The following is a 16,668-nucleotide window of genomic DNA, read 5'->3' as shown; positions in this document are numbered from 1 at the left end:
CATGAAAAAATTAAATCCCCATAACATAACAAACAACTTGCCGCTTGCGGCTTGCATGTCACCTATCGCCTTAAATGCCATTAATCATATTCTTCGTGCTGAAGGTGGTTATGTAAACGACCCAAGCGACCTTGGTGGCAAAACCAACTTTGGTATATCTGATTTACGCGACGGTAAAGAAGACGGCCTTATTGATATTGACCTAGACGGAATTGGTGACGTAGACCCTGAAAACCTAACCCGTGAACAAGCCGTAGATATTTTTTATAAAGACTACTGGCTCGCCAATCAATGCGACAAACTTCCCCAATGCATCGCCCTTATTGTATTTGATATTGCTGTTAACCAAAGCGCTGCCTTTGCCCGTAAAAGCCTACAACGCATTATAGGCGCAACCCCTGACGGCATTATCGGCCCCAATACCCTAGCCATGCTAGAGAGTGTATCTAACAGCTTTGTACTGCATGAACTCACCAAACGCCGTTGTTTGCGCTACGCCAAAAAAGTAAAAGAATCATCTCAACATAACCAAGTTAAGTTTCTTCGCGGCTGGTTAGATCGCGCCTTTACCGTATTGTTTGAAGCCCAAGCAATAGACTGCTTTGGTGGTTACGAATAATGGGTAGTCAAGAACGCTTTCAACAAGGCAGAACGGCCCGTTTACGTGCAGAGGTGTTCTACGCCTTACAGCAAGTTCCTTTTAAATACACATGCGTTTACAAGCGCACTGAGCAAGCGAATCAATACAAACGTGGCTGGAATAGCGTAACAGCTATTGATATTGACGTAGCAATAAAGAAAGTAAAAACAGGTCAAGCAAATCTACTGCCTAAAACGGCACAAGCGCTTGGAGTAAATAAATGAGCAAAAGTATAAAAAAACCTTATTTCATTGGTCAAGTAGACACACATTGGCTTGAAAATGAACCTAAGAGAATGCGCTTGTCAGCAGATTTTTCTTTTGTTGATGTTAATAACGTTAAATGGACAGCTCCGGCAGGATGCGTTATTGACGGCGCAAGCATCCCTCGTTTTTTTTGGTATTTAATTGGCTCCCCGTTCAACGGACATTATCGCAGGGCCAGTGTAATACACGACGTTTATTGCCTTACGCAAACAAGACCTCACAAGCAAGTACATCGCATGTTTTACGACGCAATACGTGCAGATGGCGTAGGTAAAGTTAAAGCCAAAGCAATGTACTTGGCATTAAAAATTGGCGGTCCTCGCTGGAAAAATCACCCTAAAAGAAGGATGGGAATATGAAAAAAGTAATAGCAATAGCGCTAGCTGCGGCACTAGTTTCGGTAACTGCGTGTTCAAGCTACGAGCTTGGTGATGTATCACGTGTTTATTGTGGCTCTACTAGCCCTGAATTTAGAGCACAAATTAAAGCAACAATGTTAAGCAAAGGCGTAGAAATAGGTCTTGATTACTGTGCTACTGCAGGCTTAGTTGACCAAATGATTGTAAAAAAACCAAAGGAATAACCGTGGTAGATTTATTAGATCGTGCAAGTGGTGTTGAAGAACGCCAACGCGAACTCGCCTTAAATCGGCAACAAAGTAAAAAGGAAAAACCATTAATTATTGATGGTATTCGCTGTTGTTTGAATTGCGGTCACGTAATTCCTATTGAACGGGTGAATGCGGTTGATGCTGTGCGCTGCATTACCGACCAAGAGCTTCATGAAGCATCACAAAAACACCTGAGAGGTTAATGCAATGGAATGGTTTGTTAATAATTTTACAATTATTCAAGTAGTACTAACCGTTATTTTTATCATTGTAGTGTGGGCACTTGCCGCCACTTTTTCTAAGAAGAAAGATCACAGTGACTTAACTAGTAGAGTGAGCGAAATTGAACTGACTTACAGCAAGCATGAACATCATTCAAAGCTTGCTCAGCGAGTTAATACAATTGAAACAAAGGTAAATGACTTGCCCGACAAAACAACTATTCACCGTGTTGAATCTGAAGTTAAAGAGCTTAAAGGCTTATTAACAGGCATTAATCAATTACAAAAACGCATGAATAACCAAGTAGACATGCTCGTAGAAAATGAAATTAAAGGGAGTCAAAAATAATGCCTTTACAAGACATTCAAAATCAACACGCACGGTTATCAATATTACTTGCGCTTGATGCCCTTAATTACTCAAGTAACGACAGCATCATAAAAGATGCCTGTGATTCTTTTGGCAACACCATGAGTAATGACCAAGTACGCACTCAATTAGGTTGGTTAGCAGAACAAGGTTTAGTCACTATTAAGCGTAAAGATAGCTACATGATTGCTACTTTAACAAGTCGTGGCCAAGACGTAGCTCAAGGCATTAGCTTCGTTGATGGCGTAAAACGCCCACGGGCTTAGGAGCAATGATGAAAGACCGTAAGAAACGAGGCAAGCCCTCTAAAATTGATTTGTTGCCAAGCGCTATTAAAAGCAAACTTGACGAGTTATTGCGTAATAACAAGTTGCAACAAAAAGACATTCTTCACGCGGTTAATACGCTTATTGATGAGGCTGGATTAAGCGAAGAGCTAAAACTATCGGCATCAGGCGTTAATCGTTATTCAACGCAAATGGAAACCATCGGTCATGACATTCGCCAGGCACGCCAAATGGCTGAAATATGGGTGGCTAAGTTAGGTACCGAGCCAACAGGCGATGTTAGTAAATTATTGATGGAAATGCTGCGTACACAGTCGTTCCGGTTATTAGTTAAAGCCAACGAAAACCCTGACGACGTACTTGATCCTAAAACAATTGGTGAATTGGCGTTAGGCATTCAGCGTATTGAAAAAGCCTCTATTTTAAATTTAGAGCGTGAAAAAGAAATCAAGAAAGCCTTTGCTGATGCCGCTGCCGACCAAATTGATGAAGCAGCTATTCAATTGGGATTAACGACCGATGGCGCTGAACTCATTAAGCAAAAAATATTAGGTATTGTCTAATGCTCGATGTTAAGAAAACTAAGCTTGCTGTCGCCGTGGGCGATTTTGTGCCATTTGACCCAAATGAATTATTACTCGGTTATCAAAAACGGTGGTTAGCTGATAAATCACCGCTAAAAATTGCGGAGAAATCACGACGTACTGGTTTAACCTGGGCAGAAGCTGCCGATGCTGTTTTAGATGCCAGTAAATCAAAAGCCGCTTTTGGTACTAACCATTTTTATGTTGGCTCAAATAAAGAAATGGCCCGTGAGTTTATTGATGCTTGTGCTATGTGGGCAAAGGCTTTTGATAAAGCTGCAGGTGACATTCGTGAAGAAATTTTTATCGACGAAGGTAAAGACGGTAAAGAAATTTTAACCTTTGCCATTCACTTTGCCAGTGGTTTTAAAATACAGGCGTTAAGTTCAAATCCATCAAACTTACGGGGTATGCAAGGTAACGTAACCATTGATGAAGCAGCCTTTCATGAGCGCTTAGCTGAAGTACTTAAGGCAGCACTGGCATTAACCATGTGGGGCGCTAAAGTTCGCCTTATCAGTACGCATAACGGTACCGACAATTTATTTAATAATATTATTCAAGACAGTCGTGCAGGTAAAAAACGCTACAGTGTTCACCGTATAACGCTTGATGATGCGTGTAGCGAGGGTTTATACCAACGTATTTGTCAAATTAAAAAAGAGTCGTGGTCGCAAGCAAAAGAAGACGAATGGAAAGCCAATTTACTTAACGATACGGCCACTGAAGAAGATGCCTTAGAAGAATATTCTTGTGTACCTAAACAAGGTGGCGGTGTTTATATTAAGCGCATATTGGTTGATAGTGCCATGACCAAAGGCATTCCGATAATCCGCTTTACTGCAGACAAAGACTTTTTATCCTGGTCTGCTCAGCATAAAGCGATTCAGTATAAAGAATGGATTGCCGAGTTAACCCCTCACATTAAAGCTCTTAATACAGATTTAAATCATGTTTTTGGTGAAGATTTCGCCCGTAAAGGCGATTTGTCAGTATTTGTACCGTTACAAATAAATAAAGATTTAACTAAGCGTGTCCCGTTTTTATTAGAAATGAGCAACCTTACTTACGATGCGCAAAAAAAACTGTTGTTTTATATTGGTGACCGGTTGCCACGGTTGCAAGGCATGGCGTTTGATGCAACAGGTAATGGCGGTTACTTAGCCGAAGCGGCTGCAGAGCGTTATGGTACCGACATGGTTGAGCAAGTCATGCTGAACGATAAATGGTATATGGAGTGGATGCCAAAGCTTAAAGCCGAGTTTGAAGACTTCAATTTACAAATACCGCGCCATCAAGATATTCAAGATGATATGGCTCAAATTAAAATGAGCAATGGCATTCCAAAGATTGACAAAGGTAGCACGAAAGGCACAGATGGCCGTCAACGCCATGGTGATGCTGCTGTTGGCTTTGCTATGGCAATTCGTGCTAGTTGGATGGACGGTGGTGTTATTGAATTTACGGACTTGCCTGCTAAAGCCGGTACCTTTCACGAAAAAGAAAAAACATCAAACGATTATATGCGCCCTGACCACAGTGGTGATAATCAAATGCAGCACAATAAAGGAGCTTATTAGCCATGGCTAAGCATCCAATTCAAACTGACAGTAACGGTAACAAGTTTCGTATTAAACATTTAAAAGAAAAGCAAACTGACGATGCTAAGCTAGGCCATTTGCGTACGCATTATAGCGACCACCCAAGCAGAGCATTATCACCACAAAAATTAGCTGAGATTCTTATTGGTGCTGAGCAAGGCAATATTATTGCTCAATGCGAGTTAGCCGAAGACATGGAAGAGAAAGACGGACATGTTTTTGCTGAACTACAAAAACGTCGTAGAGCCTTGCTTGGTGTTGACTGGAAAATAGTACCACCACGCAATGCCAGTGCTAGCGAAGTTAAAGACGCTGACATGCTGCAAGAGCTGTTAGAAGACCTGACGTTTTTAGATGATGTTATTTTTGATATGTCAGACGGTATTTTAAAAGGTTTTTCAAATCAGGAAATAACTTGGCAACAACAATCGGGTATTTGGTTACCGTCAAATATTGAATTTAAAGACCCTAGCTGGTTTATGACTCACCCTGCACAACAACCAGGACAAAACCGTAACGAACTGCGATTACGTAATAACAGTTTCGAAGGTGAAGCACTACAGCCCTTTGGATGGATTTCTCATTGTCATAAAACTAAATCTGGCTATTTAGCTCGCTCTGGTTTGGCACGCGTATTAGCGTGGCCCTACTTATTTAAAAACTACAGTGTACGCGATTTAGCTGAATTCTTAGAAATTTATGGCTTACCACTGCGTTTAGGTAAATACCCGACAGGCTCAAGCCAAGATGAAAAAAACACTTTGCTTAATGCCGTAATGAGCATTGGTCATAACGCGGGTGGTATTATCCCCAAAGGCATGGAAATAGACTTTCAAGAAGCGGCAAAAGGCACACAGCAACCATTTGAATATATGGTTGGCTTAATGGAAAAAACAATGTCTAAAGCTATTTTGGGCGGTACATTAACAAGCCAAGCCGACGGTAAAAGTTCAACCAATGCACTAGGTAACGTACATAACGAAGTGCGCCAAGAGTTACGCGACAGCGACTTAAAGCAAATAGCGAATACCACAACGCGAGATTTAGTATTCCCTCTTTATTATTTAAATGGCAAAAGTTATCAACACCCAAGCCGTGCACCACGTTTTGAGTTTGATATAACCGAAGCTGAAGATCTTAAATCGTTTTCAGATTCGCTTCCAAGTTTAGTTGATATAGGCTTTAAAATACCTGCACGTTGGGCGCATGAAAAATTACAAATACCAGAGCCGCAAAAAGATGAGCTTGTATTAATGCGAGCTGCCGCATCAGTAAATAATACTGACGCCAAGCCCAAAACAGAAGCCCCTAAAAAGAATGCAGCATTAAAAGGGCTAGCAAGAATTGTTGCGTTAAAAGCTAAGTCTGACAAAGCGCTTAATGAAGATACCGCTGACTTATTTACGCATCAATTAGCCGACGGCTTTAGTCCTATATTGCAAGATTTTAATAATGAAATTGAAGCGTTAATTAGTGAAGCAACGTCACTTGAGTCGTTACAAGAAGAGTTAAACGCTATGGACTTATCAATAGATGAAGCAAGTGAAGTACTGCAGCTAGCTTTAGTTGCTAGTGAACTTGGTGGTATGGCAGATATTGAGGATGGTGAGTAATGCCAGCTCGCTATGGTTCATTGCCTTTTCAAGAGTCTATTGATTTTTTTCGTAACAAGCTAAACGTACCAACCGAACGTTGGGCAGACCTTTGGCGTGATGGTCACAATACCGGCTTTGCCGTTGCGGGTGCCATGAAGGATGATTTACTTAACGACATGCGCAAAATGGTTGATAGCACAATCGCTGAAGGTAAATCATTAGGTTGGCTTAAAAAGAATTTTAAAGAAATACGCGCTAAGCATGGTTGGGAACATACCGGCTCAAGCGCGTGGCGTAGCCGTATTATTTACGATACCAACATGCGCCAAAGTTATAATGCTGGTCGTTACCAGCAGCTGCAGCACTTTGACTATTGGGAATATCAACATGGTGACAGCATTAATCCAAGGCCAATGCATTTATCCTGGCATAAACTACTTTTACCAAAAAGTGATGCTTGGTGGGAAACTCATTTTCCGCAAAATGGTTGGGGTTGCAAATGTAAGGTTCGTGGTCGTAGCCAAGCGTATGTTGATCGTAAAAACTTAACGATTAGCCAAACACCTAAAAACGGTACTAACCCATGGGTTGATAAAGTAACAGGTGAAGAGCATCAAATACCCAAAGGTATTGACCCAGGTTTTGATTATGCACCTCGTAAACAAGCCATTAAAAATAACATAACACAACAGGCTATCAAGAAAGCTGAGCCATTTGTACCGCCACAACGTATAGCGCCAACCGCATTTAGTAGTGTTGCTCATGCTAACGTTCATAGCTTAAATAAAAAATTAGCAGAATTTTCACCTGCAAAAGCACGCCTAGATAACTTAGGTAAGTTTTTAAACAAGCACGACATTAAAACGCTATTTTTAAAACAAGCTGAAATGGGTTCAGGTACTAAGGCGTCACGTAAAATATTGCCGCAAATAGAGCCATACTTAAATTTAGGTCGTTCAACGCATGCTTATTACACTACCCGAAACTCTACCAGAACCAATGGTTTTACTTGGCGTAATCAAGACCATGTTGTGGTTAAAGTAAAATCGGGTACCAAGTTCAGTAAAGTACAATTTGACGATCTAGCAGAAGCAGTAGAAAATGCTATATTGTTAATGCGTGAAGGTAATAAACAATGGTCACTTTCTCATATTGTAAGAGTTGCCAGTAGCAGTGGTGATGATGGCGGTTCGTTAGTTACCTGGTTACATGAAATTGGTCACCAAGTACATTTTAAAGCAGGTAACCCACAGGTACCTGTACCTTATGGTCATGGGGTAACACAATACAGTTTAAGTAATGACTTTGAATGGCACGCCGAACATTTTGCCATGTGGTTACTTAACCGAGACGCCTTAGCAAAATGGGATGAAGGCATAGCCGTTTACTTTGACAAACTAATGGAGGCAGTACTTTAATGAACATGCTAGAAAAACTACGAGCAAAAAAAACGAGTCGTGAAAATGCCAATGCTGCAGTATTAGTTATTAACGATCCTAAACTGAGCTTTAGCGACAAAGTTGCTCAAGTTGAAACGTTAGAAGCAAAAGCGTCATCTGATGAAAAAGCGCTGTTTGCTGAAATATACTCAAGCCTGCATGCTTTAGCAGAAACACCAGAAGACATTCACTTAATGACAGGTTTGTTGTAATGGCAGGCTCGTTCATCAGTGTAGATGTCGTAGGACAAAAACAAATTGGACAAGCATTAAATCGTTTATTAAAACAAGGTAGTGATCTTGAGCCTGCCTTAAGAGATATAGGCGAATACTTGCTAGAGTCTACACAACAACGTTTTATTGATCAGCAAGCGCCAAACGGTGAGCCATGGGACCCACTTAGTCCTAAAACATTAGCCAAGAAAAAACGCCAAGATAGAGTGTTAACAGAAACAGGCACCTTAGTAGATACTTTACATTATCAGCTAGGAGTCAACCAATTAACGTTAGGCTCCAATATGGAATATGCCGCTACTCACCAATTTGGTCGTGAAAGTGATGGTATACCAGCAAGACCTTTTTTAGGTATCGCTGTATTTGAAAGAGTAGAAATATTAGCGATATTACGAGACCACCTTAATTAATTAAGAAGAGCGCCTAAAACGCATTTTAAGCCGTTAACTTCATAAAGCCCCGTAATGATATTCTTTTGGCTGTAAAGTTCGTCTATGGATTTTATAAAATGTTTATAAAAGCGCTACCGATACGAATTTATCCCCAACAAGCACAATTTATTGTTATCTACGTAAACACCCATCAAAAATTACTAACTCAGGTTAATATTTAAAATTCTCGAATGCCGCCATTCTGGTTGCATGAAAACATTCCAAAACAAAAAATTACTTACTCACAGCATCGGACTTGCTGTTTTGTGTGCAAAACATGCCACGCCATCAAATCTTGCTGTGCTTACATTTGGTGGTGGCGCTATTGCCACTAACGATACGTCGCGCGTTCAAATATTACCTGATGGCTATTTTGTACCGACTGATGGCCGTGACGTTGACGTTGAAGGTGGCCAATGGTTAATGGACGAACAAGCATTTGCTTCGTTAACGGCCAACCTATCCCAACGTAAAAACGACTTCATGTTTGATTACGAACATCAAACACTCTACACCGAAAAAAATGGTAAACCCGCACCTGCTGCCGGTTGGTTTAAAAAATTAGACTATGTACCTGGTGAAGGTTTGTTTGCGGTTGATGTTGACTGGACCCAAACGGCCACTAAGCATATTAACGATAAAGAATATCGTTATACCTCTGCCGTATTTTCTTACGACTTAAAAACAGGTCGTCCTATTGAATTAATGCATGTTGCTTTAACTAACGAGCCTGCGCTTGACGGTATGAAAGCCATTACCGCATTAAAAACACAGAATCATTTAACTGGCAAAAATGCCACCTCAACTGGAGAAATCCCAATGCCTGAAGCCTTAAAACTCATGCTTGATTTGCTCGGCGTTGCACATACCGACGATGAACTGTCGAATGTTGCTGCGTTAACGGCAATTCAAGATAAAGCCAAGGTGGCCATTGCGGCGCTTAAGAGCAAAGCAGATAAAGCTGGTCAACTTGAAAAAGATTTAAATACTGCACAAACCTCCGTAACTGCATTAAAAGCGCAAACAGCAGCATATAACGGTGATGTCGATTTAAGTCAATTTGTACCCAAAGCAACTTATGACGCAGCAATAACGCAAGTTGCCGCTTTAAAAGCACAAGGTGATAACAACTCGGTTGAGCAATTACTAAAAGATAATGCTGACAAGGTGTTTGAGTCTGAAATTGATTACTTAACCGATTTTGGTAAGCAACAAGGTTTTGCAGCATTAAAAGCCATGGTTGATTCACGTCCTGCTATTGCCGCACTTAAAAAAACGCAAACCCAAGGCAAAGAAAAGCCAGACGGTAAAACGGGCGTAGCTGCTTTAACAGCTGAGCAAAAATACACTGCGGATCAACTTGGCCTTAGCCATGACGATTACGCCAAGCAAATAACTCAGGAGGCCAAATAATGGCTATTATCACCCCAGCGTTAATTACGGCTCTTTTTACTGGCTATCAAGCAAACTTTGAAGCAGGTAAATCAGAAGCACAACCGCAATTTAGTAAAATAGCCTCGGTTATCAAATCAACTACCGCTAGCAATACTTATGGTTGGTTAGGCAAATTCCCAAGCTTATCTAAATGGGTCGGTGACCGTAATATTAAAGCAATGAAAGCCCATGGTTATACATTGGTTAACGAAGATTATGAATCAACTGTTGGTGTTGACCGTAATGATATTGAAGATGATAACTTAGGTATTTACGCGCCTATTTTTAAAGAAATGGGTAATGCTGCAGCCATTCATCCTGATGAAATGTGTTTTCCTTTATTAAGTGCTGGTTTCTCTACCGAGTGCTACGACGGTCAATACTTTTTTGATACTGACCACCCCGTAAACCCTGATGCTGATGGCACTGGTGTTGATGTTTCAGTGGCCAACATGGTTGACGATGGTGCAGGTTACACAGGCGAACCCTGGTTTTTGCTTGATACCAGTAAAGCCATTAAGCCGATTATATTCCAAGAGCGCAAACAACCAGTATTGATCAGCATGACCAAAACTGACGATGAAGCTGTGTTTATGAGCAAGCAATTTCGCTATGGCGTTGATTGTCGCGATAAAGCAGGCTTTGGTTTTTGGCAAATGGCGTTTGCTAATAAGCGTGAATTAACTGCGGATAATCTATGGGATAGCATCGCTAAAATGCGCGCATTTACTGCTGATGGTGGTCGTAAATTAGCAATTAAACCCACCTTATTAGTTGTGCCACCTAGTTTAGAAAAAACAGCCCGTCGCCTACTAGAGCGTGAGTTAGATGCTAACAGCTCTAACGAGTTAAAAGGTCGATTAGAAATATTGGTAGCAGACTACTTATAACTTATTAGTAATTGATTACGTATAGCTCTCCCTTGGTTGGTGGTGTTTAGTGTTTTGCCACCAACCTTTTTTAACTAAATTAAATTCAATTTAACCTACCGAAAACGGAGTGAAAATGAAATGGCTAAAATTAAATCATCTATTCTTAGCGCTTGTATTATGTGTGCGATGCACACGGGCTATCGCCGCGCAGGTATTGCGTTTGATAAAGGTGAAAACACCGTTGAAATTGATGAAACGCAATTTGTGCAAATTGAACAAGATAAAAACCTTTTGGTGCAATCAGTTGAGTCGATTGAACCAGGTGCGAACAATGATACGCAAGGGAACGTGGACGATGGTTTGTTGGACAACCATGTAACTGTCAGTTTTGTTGATGGTGCTGAATTGGATGTGTCTTCAGCCCCTGTAGAATTGCACCACTGGATTGCGGTTATTGATGACTTAAATAAAGAAGCGCCATTAACTAAAAAGCCAAATTGTGATCACTTAACAATAGGTGTTGATGGTGAAGACTTAACACCAACAGCTGCACAACGTGATGATGCATGGCGTTGGTATCAAGACAATGTAGTGATAACAGAAATCAAGGATTCTGAATAACTATGTACTGCGCTAAACAAGACTTAATTGACCGCTTTGGTGAAAACGAGCTAGTTGCGTTAACTGATAGAGACAATCTAAACGTCATTAACGAAACCGTACTTACGCAAGCTATTACTGATGCTAGTGCTGAAATGGATGGGTATTTAGGTGGCAGATATGAACTACCACTAATAACGATTCCTCCTGTTTTAAAGTCGCTTTGTTGCAATATTGCTCGGTATAAATTGTATGACGAAGAAGCCAGTGAGCAAGTAACCAAACGTTACGATGGGGCTATTAAGTTTTTGTTTAGTGTATCTAAAGGTGAAATTAGTTTAGGCGTAGATGGTAGTGGCAGTAAGGCGGTTAGTAACGACTTTGCCAGTATTGAAAGTGCCGGTAGTGTCTTTGCTCGTGATAAATCGACAGGATTCATCTAAGGAATAGCCCAATGATTAATGCTGTTATCACCAAGTTAACAAACGCTCAGTTAGATGGTTTGCCGTTATTTAGTAAAGTTGAAGAAGCGATTGACTTAAGTAGCTCAATGAAAGGTCGTTTAAAGCCATCGCCTGTCGCATTTGTTATTGAAATTAGTCGCCGCCCTGGTAATAACAATCGTGATATGGGGCCAGCGTTACAAGAAGTTACCACAACCATTGGTGTGGTTATTGGTATTAGTAAATTCAACGACCCACAAGGCGTTAAAGCCAAATTAGCGGTAGCCCCTATTTTAGCCGAAACTCGCAAAGCGCTATTTGGTTTTAAACCAACAGACGACCATGCAAGTTTATTGCTTGCCGCTGCAGATACGGTTGGCGTAACAGAGCATGCACTTTGGCAGTTAGAACGATTTACTACAACGCATTTAGAGGAAGCAAATAATGTCTAAATCAGAAAAGACAGCAGTAAAAAATAAACCGTCAGAAACGACAAAACCTGCAGCTAAAGGCCAAATATTAAATAAGCTAAAAGGCGGTAGTTATATTAAAGACCCTGAAACGGGTGAACGTAGCTTAGTTCAAAAAACTGAGCGCAAAAAACCACAGTTAACAGCGGAGCAATAAGTCATGAGATCTGATGAGAAGCTATTACTACTGAAAAATGAAACCACTTATAGAGCTGATGCTATACCAACCGGTCTTGCAAATGCGGTTTTAGCAAAAGACGTTGAAATAACCCCGCTTGAAGTAACTGCACTAGAGCGTGGTTTAGTTAAACCCTTTTTAGGTGCTGATGAAGAAATACTAACGGGTGAACACGTACTTATTACCTATAAAGTTGAATTGCAAGGTAGTGGTACTGTGGGTACTGCTCCCGCGCTTGGCCCTGTTCTTCGCTCGGCTGGTTTTGTTGAAACCATTACACCTGCCACCAGTGTTGAATATGATTTAGCCGATAGTGATTATGAAAGTGCCAGTATCTATTTTTATATGGGTACCACGTTGCACAAATTAATAGGCGCATTAGCCAATGTTAAGCCGCTAGTTGAAAAAGGTATTCCCTATTTAGAATTTAACTTTATTGGATTATGGGAAGAGCCAACCAAAGTAGCTAAACCAACAGTTGATTGGTCTACATGGCAAAAACCAACGCCAACAGGTGAAGGTAGAACATCAGGCTTTTTACTTAATGGTTTTGCAGCAGAGCCAATAAAACTAACCCTAGATGTTGGGCAAGACGTTAAATTTATTGAAACGCTAACAACGGCAAAAGTTGATATTACGAACAGAAAAGCGAGTGGCAATGTAAGTATTTTAGCACCTGAGCTTGACGAGCATAATTACTTTGATGACGCAAAAAATAGTGTTACTGGCCCATTAGCAATACAGCTTGGTCAAACAGCAGGTCTTATTTGCACGTTGTCTTGTCCTAAAGTGCAAGTGAAAGCGCCAAAGTATGGTGATTTTGAAGGAACAGCAACGCTTGATATGGATTTAATACTGATCCCAACGGATGCAGGCAACGACGAAATTAAGTTTACCTTCACTTAAATTGATTAACCATTAGCAAGGATGCACTCATTAATGAGCGCCTGAATTTTATTTAGGCGCTCTATTTAAATATCTATTTAACCTTAATTTAAAAGGCTTTTAATCCATGTTTACAGTAATGAAAAACCCAGTCATTTGGTGGCCGTTAGTTATTAAAGTGCCAATTGATGGTGGTGAAACGTCAGACCACGAAGTGAGCTTGCAGTTAGAGATATTAAACGAAGATGAATACGACGAAATAGCGGTAATGGGTGAAAAAGCTATTTTAAAGCGCGTTATCAAAGACTGGAAACACATTGATGATGTTGATAAAAAACCGCTGAAATTTACCTCTGAAAATTTAGCTATGTTATTGAAGAAAAGCTTTGTACATCGCTCTTTTATGGTCGGTTATCTTAATGCCGCCATTGGCGTTGTAGTAAAAAACTAAAAGCCGCTGCTAAAGACTGGGCAGCGGCACCCTTAGTGAAAACCAGCACAATTAAAGAAATGGAAGAATCAGGCGCACCCAAAGAAATTATTGACGAATTGACGCAAGAAAATAATTTTGAAGTACTCCCTCAAAATTGGCCAATTGTTGCTTGGTTTATCGATGTTAGTGACTTAATGCGTTATCGAAGTGACGGTGCTTGTTTAGGTCTTGATTTACTTCAAGTTGAATCAGACGCAAAGCTAAGTAATAAAAGCTTTACCCAAGCACATTATAACGGTTTACGCATTATGAGTAAGGCAGCAGCCAGAGCATTAAATAAGGTTTAAAATGACTGATTTAAAACTAGGTATTGTGTTTGACGTTAAAAACGGCACGTTTAAATCTGAAGTAAAAAACAGCGCTCAAGTTATTGAGCAACTCGGTGCGAGTAATCAGCAGGCTGCAAATAAAACCCGTCAATTCAATACCGCTATTGACGAGACTAACACTAAACTATTTACAACCAATAAAGTTGCTTCTGGCGTTAAAAATGCGATTGCTGGTTTAGCTGCAGGTTTTGGTGCTATTCAACTAGGCAAAGGTTTAGTTACAGAATTAGCCGCATTTCAAGATATTAGAACCCGATTGCAAGGGCTTTCTGTGGATGCTGCCGAATATGCAAATAAAGAGCGTTGGTTAATCGATTTATCAGCAGAACATCATAAAGAATTAAACGGCTTAGCAGATGGCTATAGCCGATTATCAACACTCACCCAAGAAAAAATAATTACGGATGGCCAAGCACGAGACATGCTGGAAGGTTTGTCTGATGCGGCATCGCGAAATGGCGCAAGTAATGCAGATTTAGAGCGTGTTTATTATGGTTTAAGTCAAGCCCTTGGTGCTGGCACTGTTAACATGGAAGACTTTAAACAAGTGACCGAGCCATTACCTGATTTAATGGCAAAGATAGCAAAAGCTGCTGGCCATGAAACTAGCTCAGGTTTAAAAACACTTATCGGCACAGGAACCTATACTTCAGAGGTGTTCGGCAAACACCTAGTTGAAGCGTTACAAGGTTATGCGGGAGCCTCAGCAGAAACAGCTGACAATATTAATGCAAAATATCGTGATATTAAGCGTGAGTATCAGTTATTAGCGGTTGAATTAGAGCAACCAATTGAAAGCGCTTTATTACCAACACTTGACGGTTTAGCACAAGGCTTATCGTTCCTTAAAGAGCACACTGAAGCGGTTATTGCTGTATTACAAGGCGCTCTTGTGATTGCAGCGGGTCATGCGACTAACGCAATCATAACAAAAACGGCCGCTACGGCTAAAGAATTGATCGCTTCACGTGCAAGCGCTATTGCTGCTAAAACGCAAGCGCAGAGTGAATACAATTTAGCGCTAGCTTACAAGGCTTCAGCAGTGGGTAGTGTTCAAAATGAAATTGCAGATAAACGCCTAATTGCCACTAGAACAACATTAACAGCGGCAACTGCAAAATTAAGTGTAGCCAATAAAACGCTAGGTTTAATGAGTGGTATTGTTGGTGGACTTCCTGGCCTGTTAACTATTGCTGGTTTTGCAATGTATTCATTTGCAACTAGCACTGGTGATGCAGCTGATGAAGCTAAACGCTTAAATGAAGAGAATAATAAATTAAATCCATTTGCTAACTATACATTTGAAACCGCTACGGGTGCATTACAACGCTATAAAGGGCAGCTTGAATTAGCGCAACAAATGGCAGATGAAACACAAACTCGTTTTAAAAATCCTTTCTTTAAAAATGTTACTGCCGGTGACGTTACTGAAGCAAATAAAGAAGTTGAGCGTTTAACCAAAACGATTGAAGCATTACAGACCATCGTAAATGATAAATCGCCAGAAAAGAAAAAGCCAGAAGCACCCGTTACCCAAAGCGGTAAGGTGTTAGATGTATTTAAGGGTCAAGAAGACGCGTTAAACAGGCAGCTTGCTTTACTTGGCCAGACAACCGAATTGGCTAAAGCTGAGTATGAAACTCAGCAAGGTAAATACAAAGATTTATTACCAGGACAAAAAGCAACAATTATCAACTTAGCCACAGAAATTGATAAGAAAAAAGCAAGCATCGATGCCGACAAACAAGCAGTTCAACAGGCAGAAAGATTAAGTGATGCGGCGAGTAGCTATGCCGAAACATTACAACGAAAAATTTCAATAACAGATGAAGCAACTAATGTTCAACAGCTTAATTATGAACTGGAGCATGGCAGTTTAGTGGGTATTAATGAGCAGCTAAAAGAGCAATTATTAATAAAAGCACAACTTGCTGATCAAGCCGTTGCCAATGCTGAGCAACAACTGCCGTTTTGGGAACAAATGCAAGAACATATAGGCAGCACTAGTGAGCAGTTTGATGTTATGTGGGGCAATACATTTGATCGTTTTGCACAAGGGATTGGAGAAACTACCGCTTCAGCAATTATTGAAGGTGAAAACTTCAGTGACTCGATGAAAGCGATGACTCGCGGTGCTATTCAGTCGGTGCTTGCGGGTTTAGTGGAAATTGGCGTAAAAAAATTAACGCTAGCAGCTATTGATAAAGTAACCGCTAAAGCGACGGCTGCATCTGCAGGTGGTGTCATGATAGCTCAGTCACAGGCGATGGCATTAATGTCTGGACTAAATGCATTTTCTAGTACTGCTGCTATACCCATAGTTGGCCCTGTTGCTGCACCTGGAGCTATGGCCGCAGCACTTGCAGTAACCGAGCCTATGGCTGCCACAATAGGAGGGCTTTCATCGGGCATGATAGGTATGGCACATGAAGGTATTGATAGCATTCCAAAAGAAGGTACATGGCTTTTAGATAAAGGCGAACGTGTTGTTGATTCTAGAACGAATGCGGATTTAAAAAATTATCTTGGTAATACCCAAACGACATCGCAATCAGACGTTACAGTTCAATTCAATGTAACTGCCACTGATACAGGCGGCTTTAACCAATGGTATCGAGCAAATAGAAATATGATTATTTCTGATGTTAGTGATGCTGTTAGATCACCTGCTTAAACTGCTAAAGGAA

Annotated in this window: 23 protein-coding genes; all 23 read left to right on the top strand. The window is 40.7% G+C overall.

Going from position 1 to position 16,668, the window contains the following annotated elements:
- Position 1: 1 nt before the first annotated feature.
- The 23 genes from Q4503_RS11095 (at position 2) to Q4503_RS10985 (ending at position 16,655) form a co-directional block, all read left to right on the top strand.
- On the top strand, positions 2–619 hold the full coding sequence (locus Q4503_RS11095; protein ID WP_303602302.1) for a glycoside hydrolase family 108 protein: 618 nt from the start codon (positions 2–4) through the stop codon (positions 617–619).
- Positions 619–864: a hypothetical protein gene (locus Q4503_RS11090; protein WP_303602301.1), complete on the top strand. Its 246-nt coding sequence runs from the start codon at positions 619–621 to the stop codon at positions 862–864. Before Q4503_RS11095 ends, Q4503_RS11090 begins: the two co-directional genes overlap by 1 nt.
- Positions 861–1,265, top strand: coding sequence for a DUF1353 domain-containing protein (locus Q4503_RS11085; protein ID WP_303602300.1), 405 nt, complete (start codon positions 861–863; stop codon positions 1,263–1,265). The genes Q4503_RS11090 and Q4503_RS11085 overlap by 4 nt, the downstream gene beginning before the upstream one ends.
- Positions 1,262–1,489 carry a hypothetical protein gene (locus Q4503_RS11080; protein ID WP_303602299.1) on the top strand — a complete coding sequence of 76 codons (228 nt, stop codon included), beginning with the start codon at positions 1,262–1,264 and terminating at the stop codon, positions 1,487–1,489. Before Q4503_RS11085 ends, Q4503_RS11080 begins: the two co-directional genes overlap by 4 nt.
- A 2-nt stretch (positions 1,490–1,491) precedes the next feature.
- Positions 1,492–1,719: a hypothetical protein gene (locus tag Q4503_RS11075; RefSeq protein ID WP_303602298.1), complete on the top strand. Its 228-nt coding sequence runs from the start codon at positions 1,492–1,494 to the stop codon at positions 1,717–1,719.
- Between the two features lie 4 nt (positions 1,720–1,723).
- Positions 1,724–2,086 carry a DUF2730 family protein gene (locus tag Q4503_RS11070; RefSeq protein WP_303602297.1) on the top strand — a complete coding sequence of 121 codons (363 nt, stop codon included), beginning with the start codon at positions 1,724–1,726 and terminating at the stop codon, positions 2,084–2,086.
- Entirely contained in the window at positions 2,086–2,373 is a 288-nt protein-coding gene (locus Q4503_RS11065; RefSeq protein ID WP_303602296.1) for an ArsR family transcriptional regulator, read from the top strand. Before Q4503_RS11070 ends, Q4503_RS11065 begins: the two co-directional genes overlap by 1 nt.
- An 8-nt stretch (positions 2,374–2,381) precedes the next feature.
- A complete protein-coding gene (locus tag Q4503_RS11060; protein WP_303602295.1) occupies positions 2,382–2,957 on the top strand; it encodes a DUF3486 family protein in 576 nt (191 codons plus the stop codon).
- Positions 2,957–4,558: a hypothetical protein gene (locus tag Q4503_RS11055; RefSeq protein ID WP_303602294.1), complete on the top strand. Its 1,602-nt coding sequence runs from the start codon at positions 2,957–2,959 to the stop codon at positions 4,556–4,558. Before Q4503_RS11060 ends, Q4503_RS11055 begins: the two co-directional genes overlap by 1 nt.
- 2 nt (positions 4,559–4,560) lie before the next feature.
- Positions 4,561–6,192, top strand: coding sequence for a DUF935 domain-containing protein (locus Q4503_RS11050; RefSeq protein WP_303602293.1), 1,632 nt, complete (start codon positions 4,561–4,563; stop codon positions 6,190–6,192).
- Positions 6,192–7,592 carry a phage minor head protein gene (locus Q4503_RS11045; RefSeq protein ID WP_303602292.1) on the top strand — a complete coding sequence of 467 codons (1,401 nt, stop codon included), beginning with the start codon at positions 6,192–6,194 and terminating at the stop codon, positions 7,590–7,592. Before Q4503_RS11050 ends, Q4503_RS11045 begins: the two co-directional genes overlap by 1 nt.
- The gene (locus Q4503_RS11040) at positions 7,592–7,825 is read left to right on the top strand and encodes a hypothetical protein (RefSeq protein WP_303602291.1); all 234 of its coding nucleotides are present in this window, start codon (positions 7,592–7,594) and stop codon (positions 7,823–7,825) included. The genes Q4503_RS11045 and Q4503_RS11040 overlap by 1 nt, the downstream gene beginning before the upstream one ends.
- The gene (locus Q4503_RS11035; protein WP_303602290.1) at positions 7,825–8,256 is read left to right on the top strand and encodes a phage virion morphogenesis protein; all 432 of its coding nucleotides are present in this window, start codon (positions 7,825–7,827) and stop codon (positions 8,254–8,256) included. The genes Q4503_RS11040 and Q4503_RS11035 overlap by 1 nt, the downstream gene beginning before the upstream one ends.
- Positions 8,257–8,487: 231 nt before the next feature.
- The gene (locus Q4503_RS11030; protein ID WP_303602289.1) at positions 8,488–9,690 is read left to right on the top strand and encodes a phage protease; all 1,203 of its coding nucleotides are present in this window, start codon (positions 8,488–8,490) and stop codon (positions 9,688–9,690) included.
- Complete coding sequence (locus Q4503_RS11025) at positions 9,690–10,601, top strand: Mu-like prophage major head subunit gpT family protein (protein ID WP_303602288.1); 912 nt, start codon at positions 9,690–9,692, stop codon at positions 10,599–10,601. The genes Q4503_RS11030 and Q4503_RS11025 overlap by 1 nt, the downstream gene beginning before the upstream one ends.
- A 120-nt stretch (positions 10,602–10,721) precedes the next feature.
- The gene (locus Q4503_RS11020; RefSeq protein WP_303602287.1) at positions 10,722–11,204 is read left to right on the top strand and encodes an HI1506-related protein; all 483 of its coding nucleotides are present in this window, start codon (positions 10,722–10,724) and stop codon (positions 11,202–11,204) included.
- Between the two features lie 2 nt (positions 11,205–11,206).
- A complete protein-coding gene (locus tag Q4503_RS11015; protein WP_303602286.1) occupies positions 11,207–11,626 on the top strand; it encodes a gp436 family protein in 420 nt (139 codons plus the stop codon).
- An 11-nt stretch (positions 11,627–11,637) separates the two neighbouring features.
- Positions 11,638–12,078 (top strand): hypothetical protein, encoded by a 441-nt coding sequence (locus tag Q4503_RS11010; RefSeq protein ID WP_303602285.1) that lies wholly within the window; start codon positions 11,638–11,640, stop codon positions 12,076–12,078.
- The gene (locus Q4503_RS11005) at positions 12,071–12,253 is read left to right on the top strand and encodes a hypothetical protein (protein ID WP_303602284.1); all 183 of its coding nucleotides are present in this window, start codon (positions 12,071–12,073) and stop codon (positions 12,251–12,253) included. The genes Q4503_RS11010 and Q4503_RS11005 overlap by 8 nt, the downstream gene beginning before the upstream one ends.
- Positions 12,254–12,256: 3 nt before the next feature.
- The gene (locus Q4503_RS11000; protein WP_303602283.1) at positions 12,257–13,180 is read left to right on the top strand and encodes a hypothetical protein; all 924 of its coding nucleotides are present in this window, start codon (positions 12,257–12,259) and stop codon (positions 13,178–13,180) included.
- Positions 13,181–13,286: 106 nt separating this feature from the next.
- A complete protein-coding gene (locus tag Q4503_RS10995; RefSeq protein ID WP_303602282.1) occupies positions 13,287–13,610 on the top strand; it encodes a hypothetical protein in 324 nt (107 codons plus the stop codon).
- 35 nt (positions 13,611–13,645) lie between these two features.
- A complete protein-coding gene (locus tag Q4503_RS10990; protein WP_303602281.1) occupies positions 13,646–13,939 on the top strand; it encodes a DUF1799 domain-containing protein in 294 nt (97 codons plus the stop codon).
- 1 nt (position 13,940) lies between these two features.
- The gene (locus Q4503_RS10985) at positions 13,941–16,655 is read left to right on the top strand and encodes a tape measure protein (protein ID WP_303602280.1); all 2,715 of its coding nucleotides are present in this window, start codon (positions 13,941–13,943) and stop codon (positions 16,653–16,655) included.
- Positions 16,656–16,668: the final 13 nt, after the last annotated feature.

The organism is Colwellia sp. 6_MG-2023 (assembly GCF_030547765.1).
GTDB lineage: Bacteria > Pseudomonadota > Gammaproteobacteria > Enterobacterales > Alteromonadaceae > Colwellia.
Note: the sequence above shows the minus strand (reverse complement) of the source record. Positions and strands in the feature narration are given on the sequence as shown.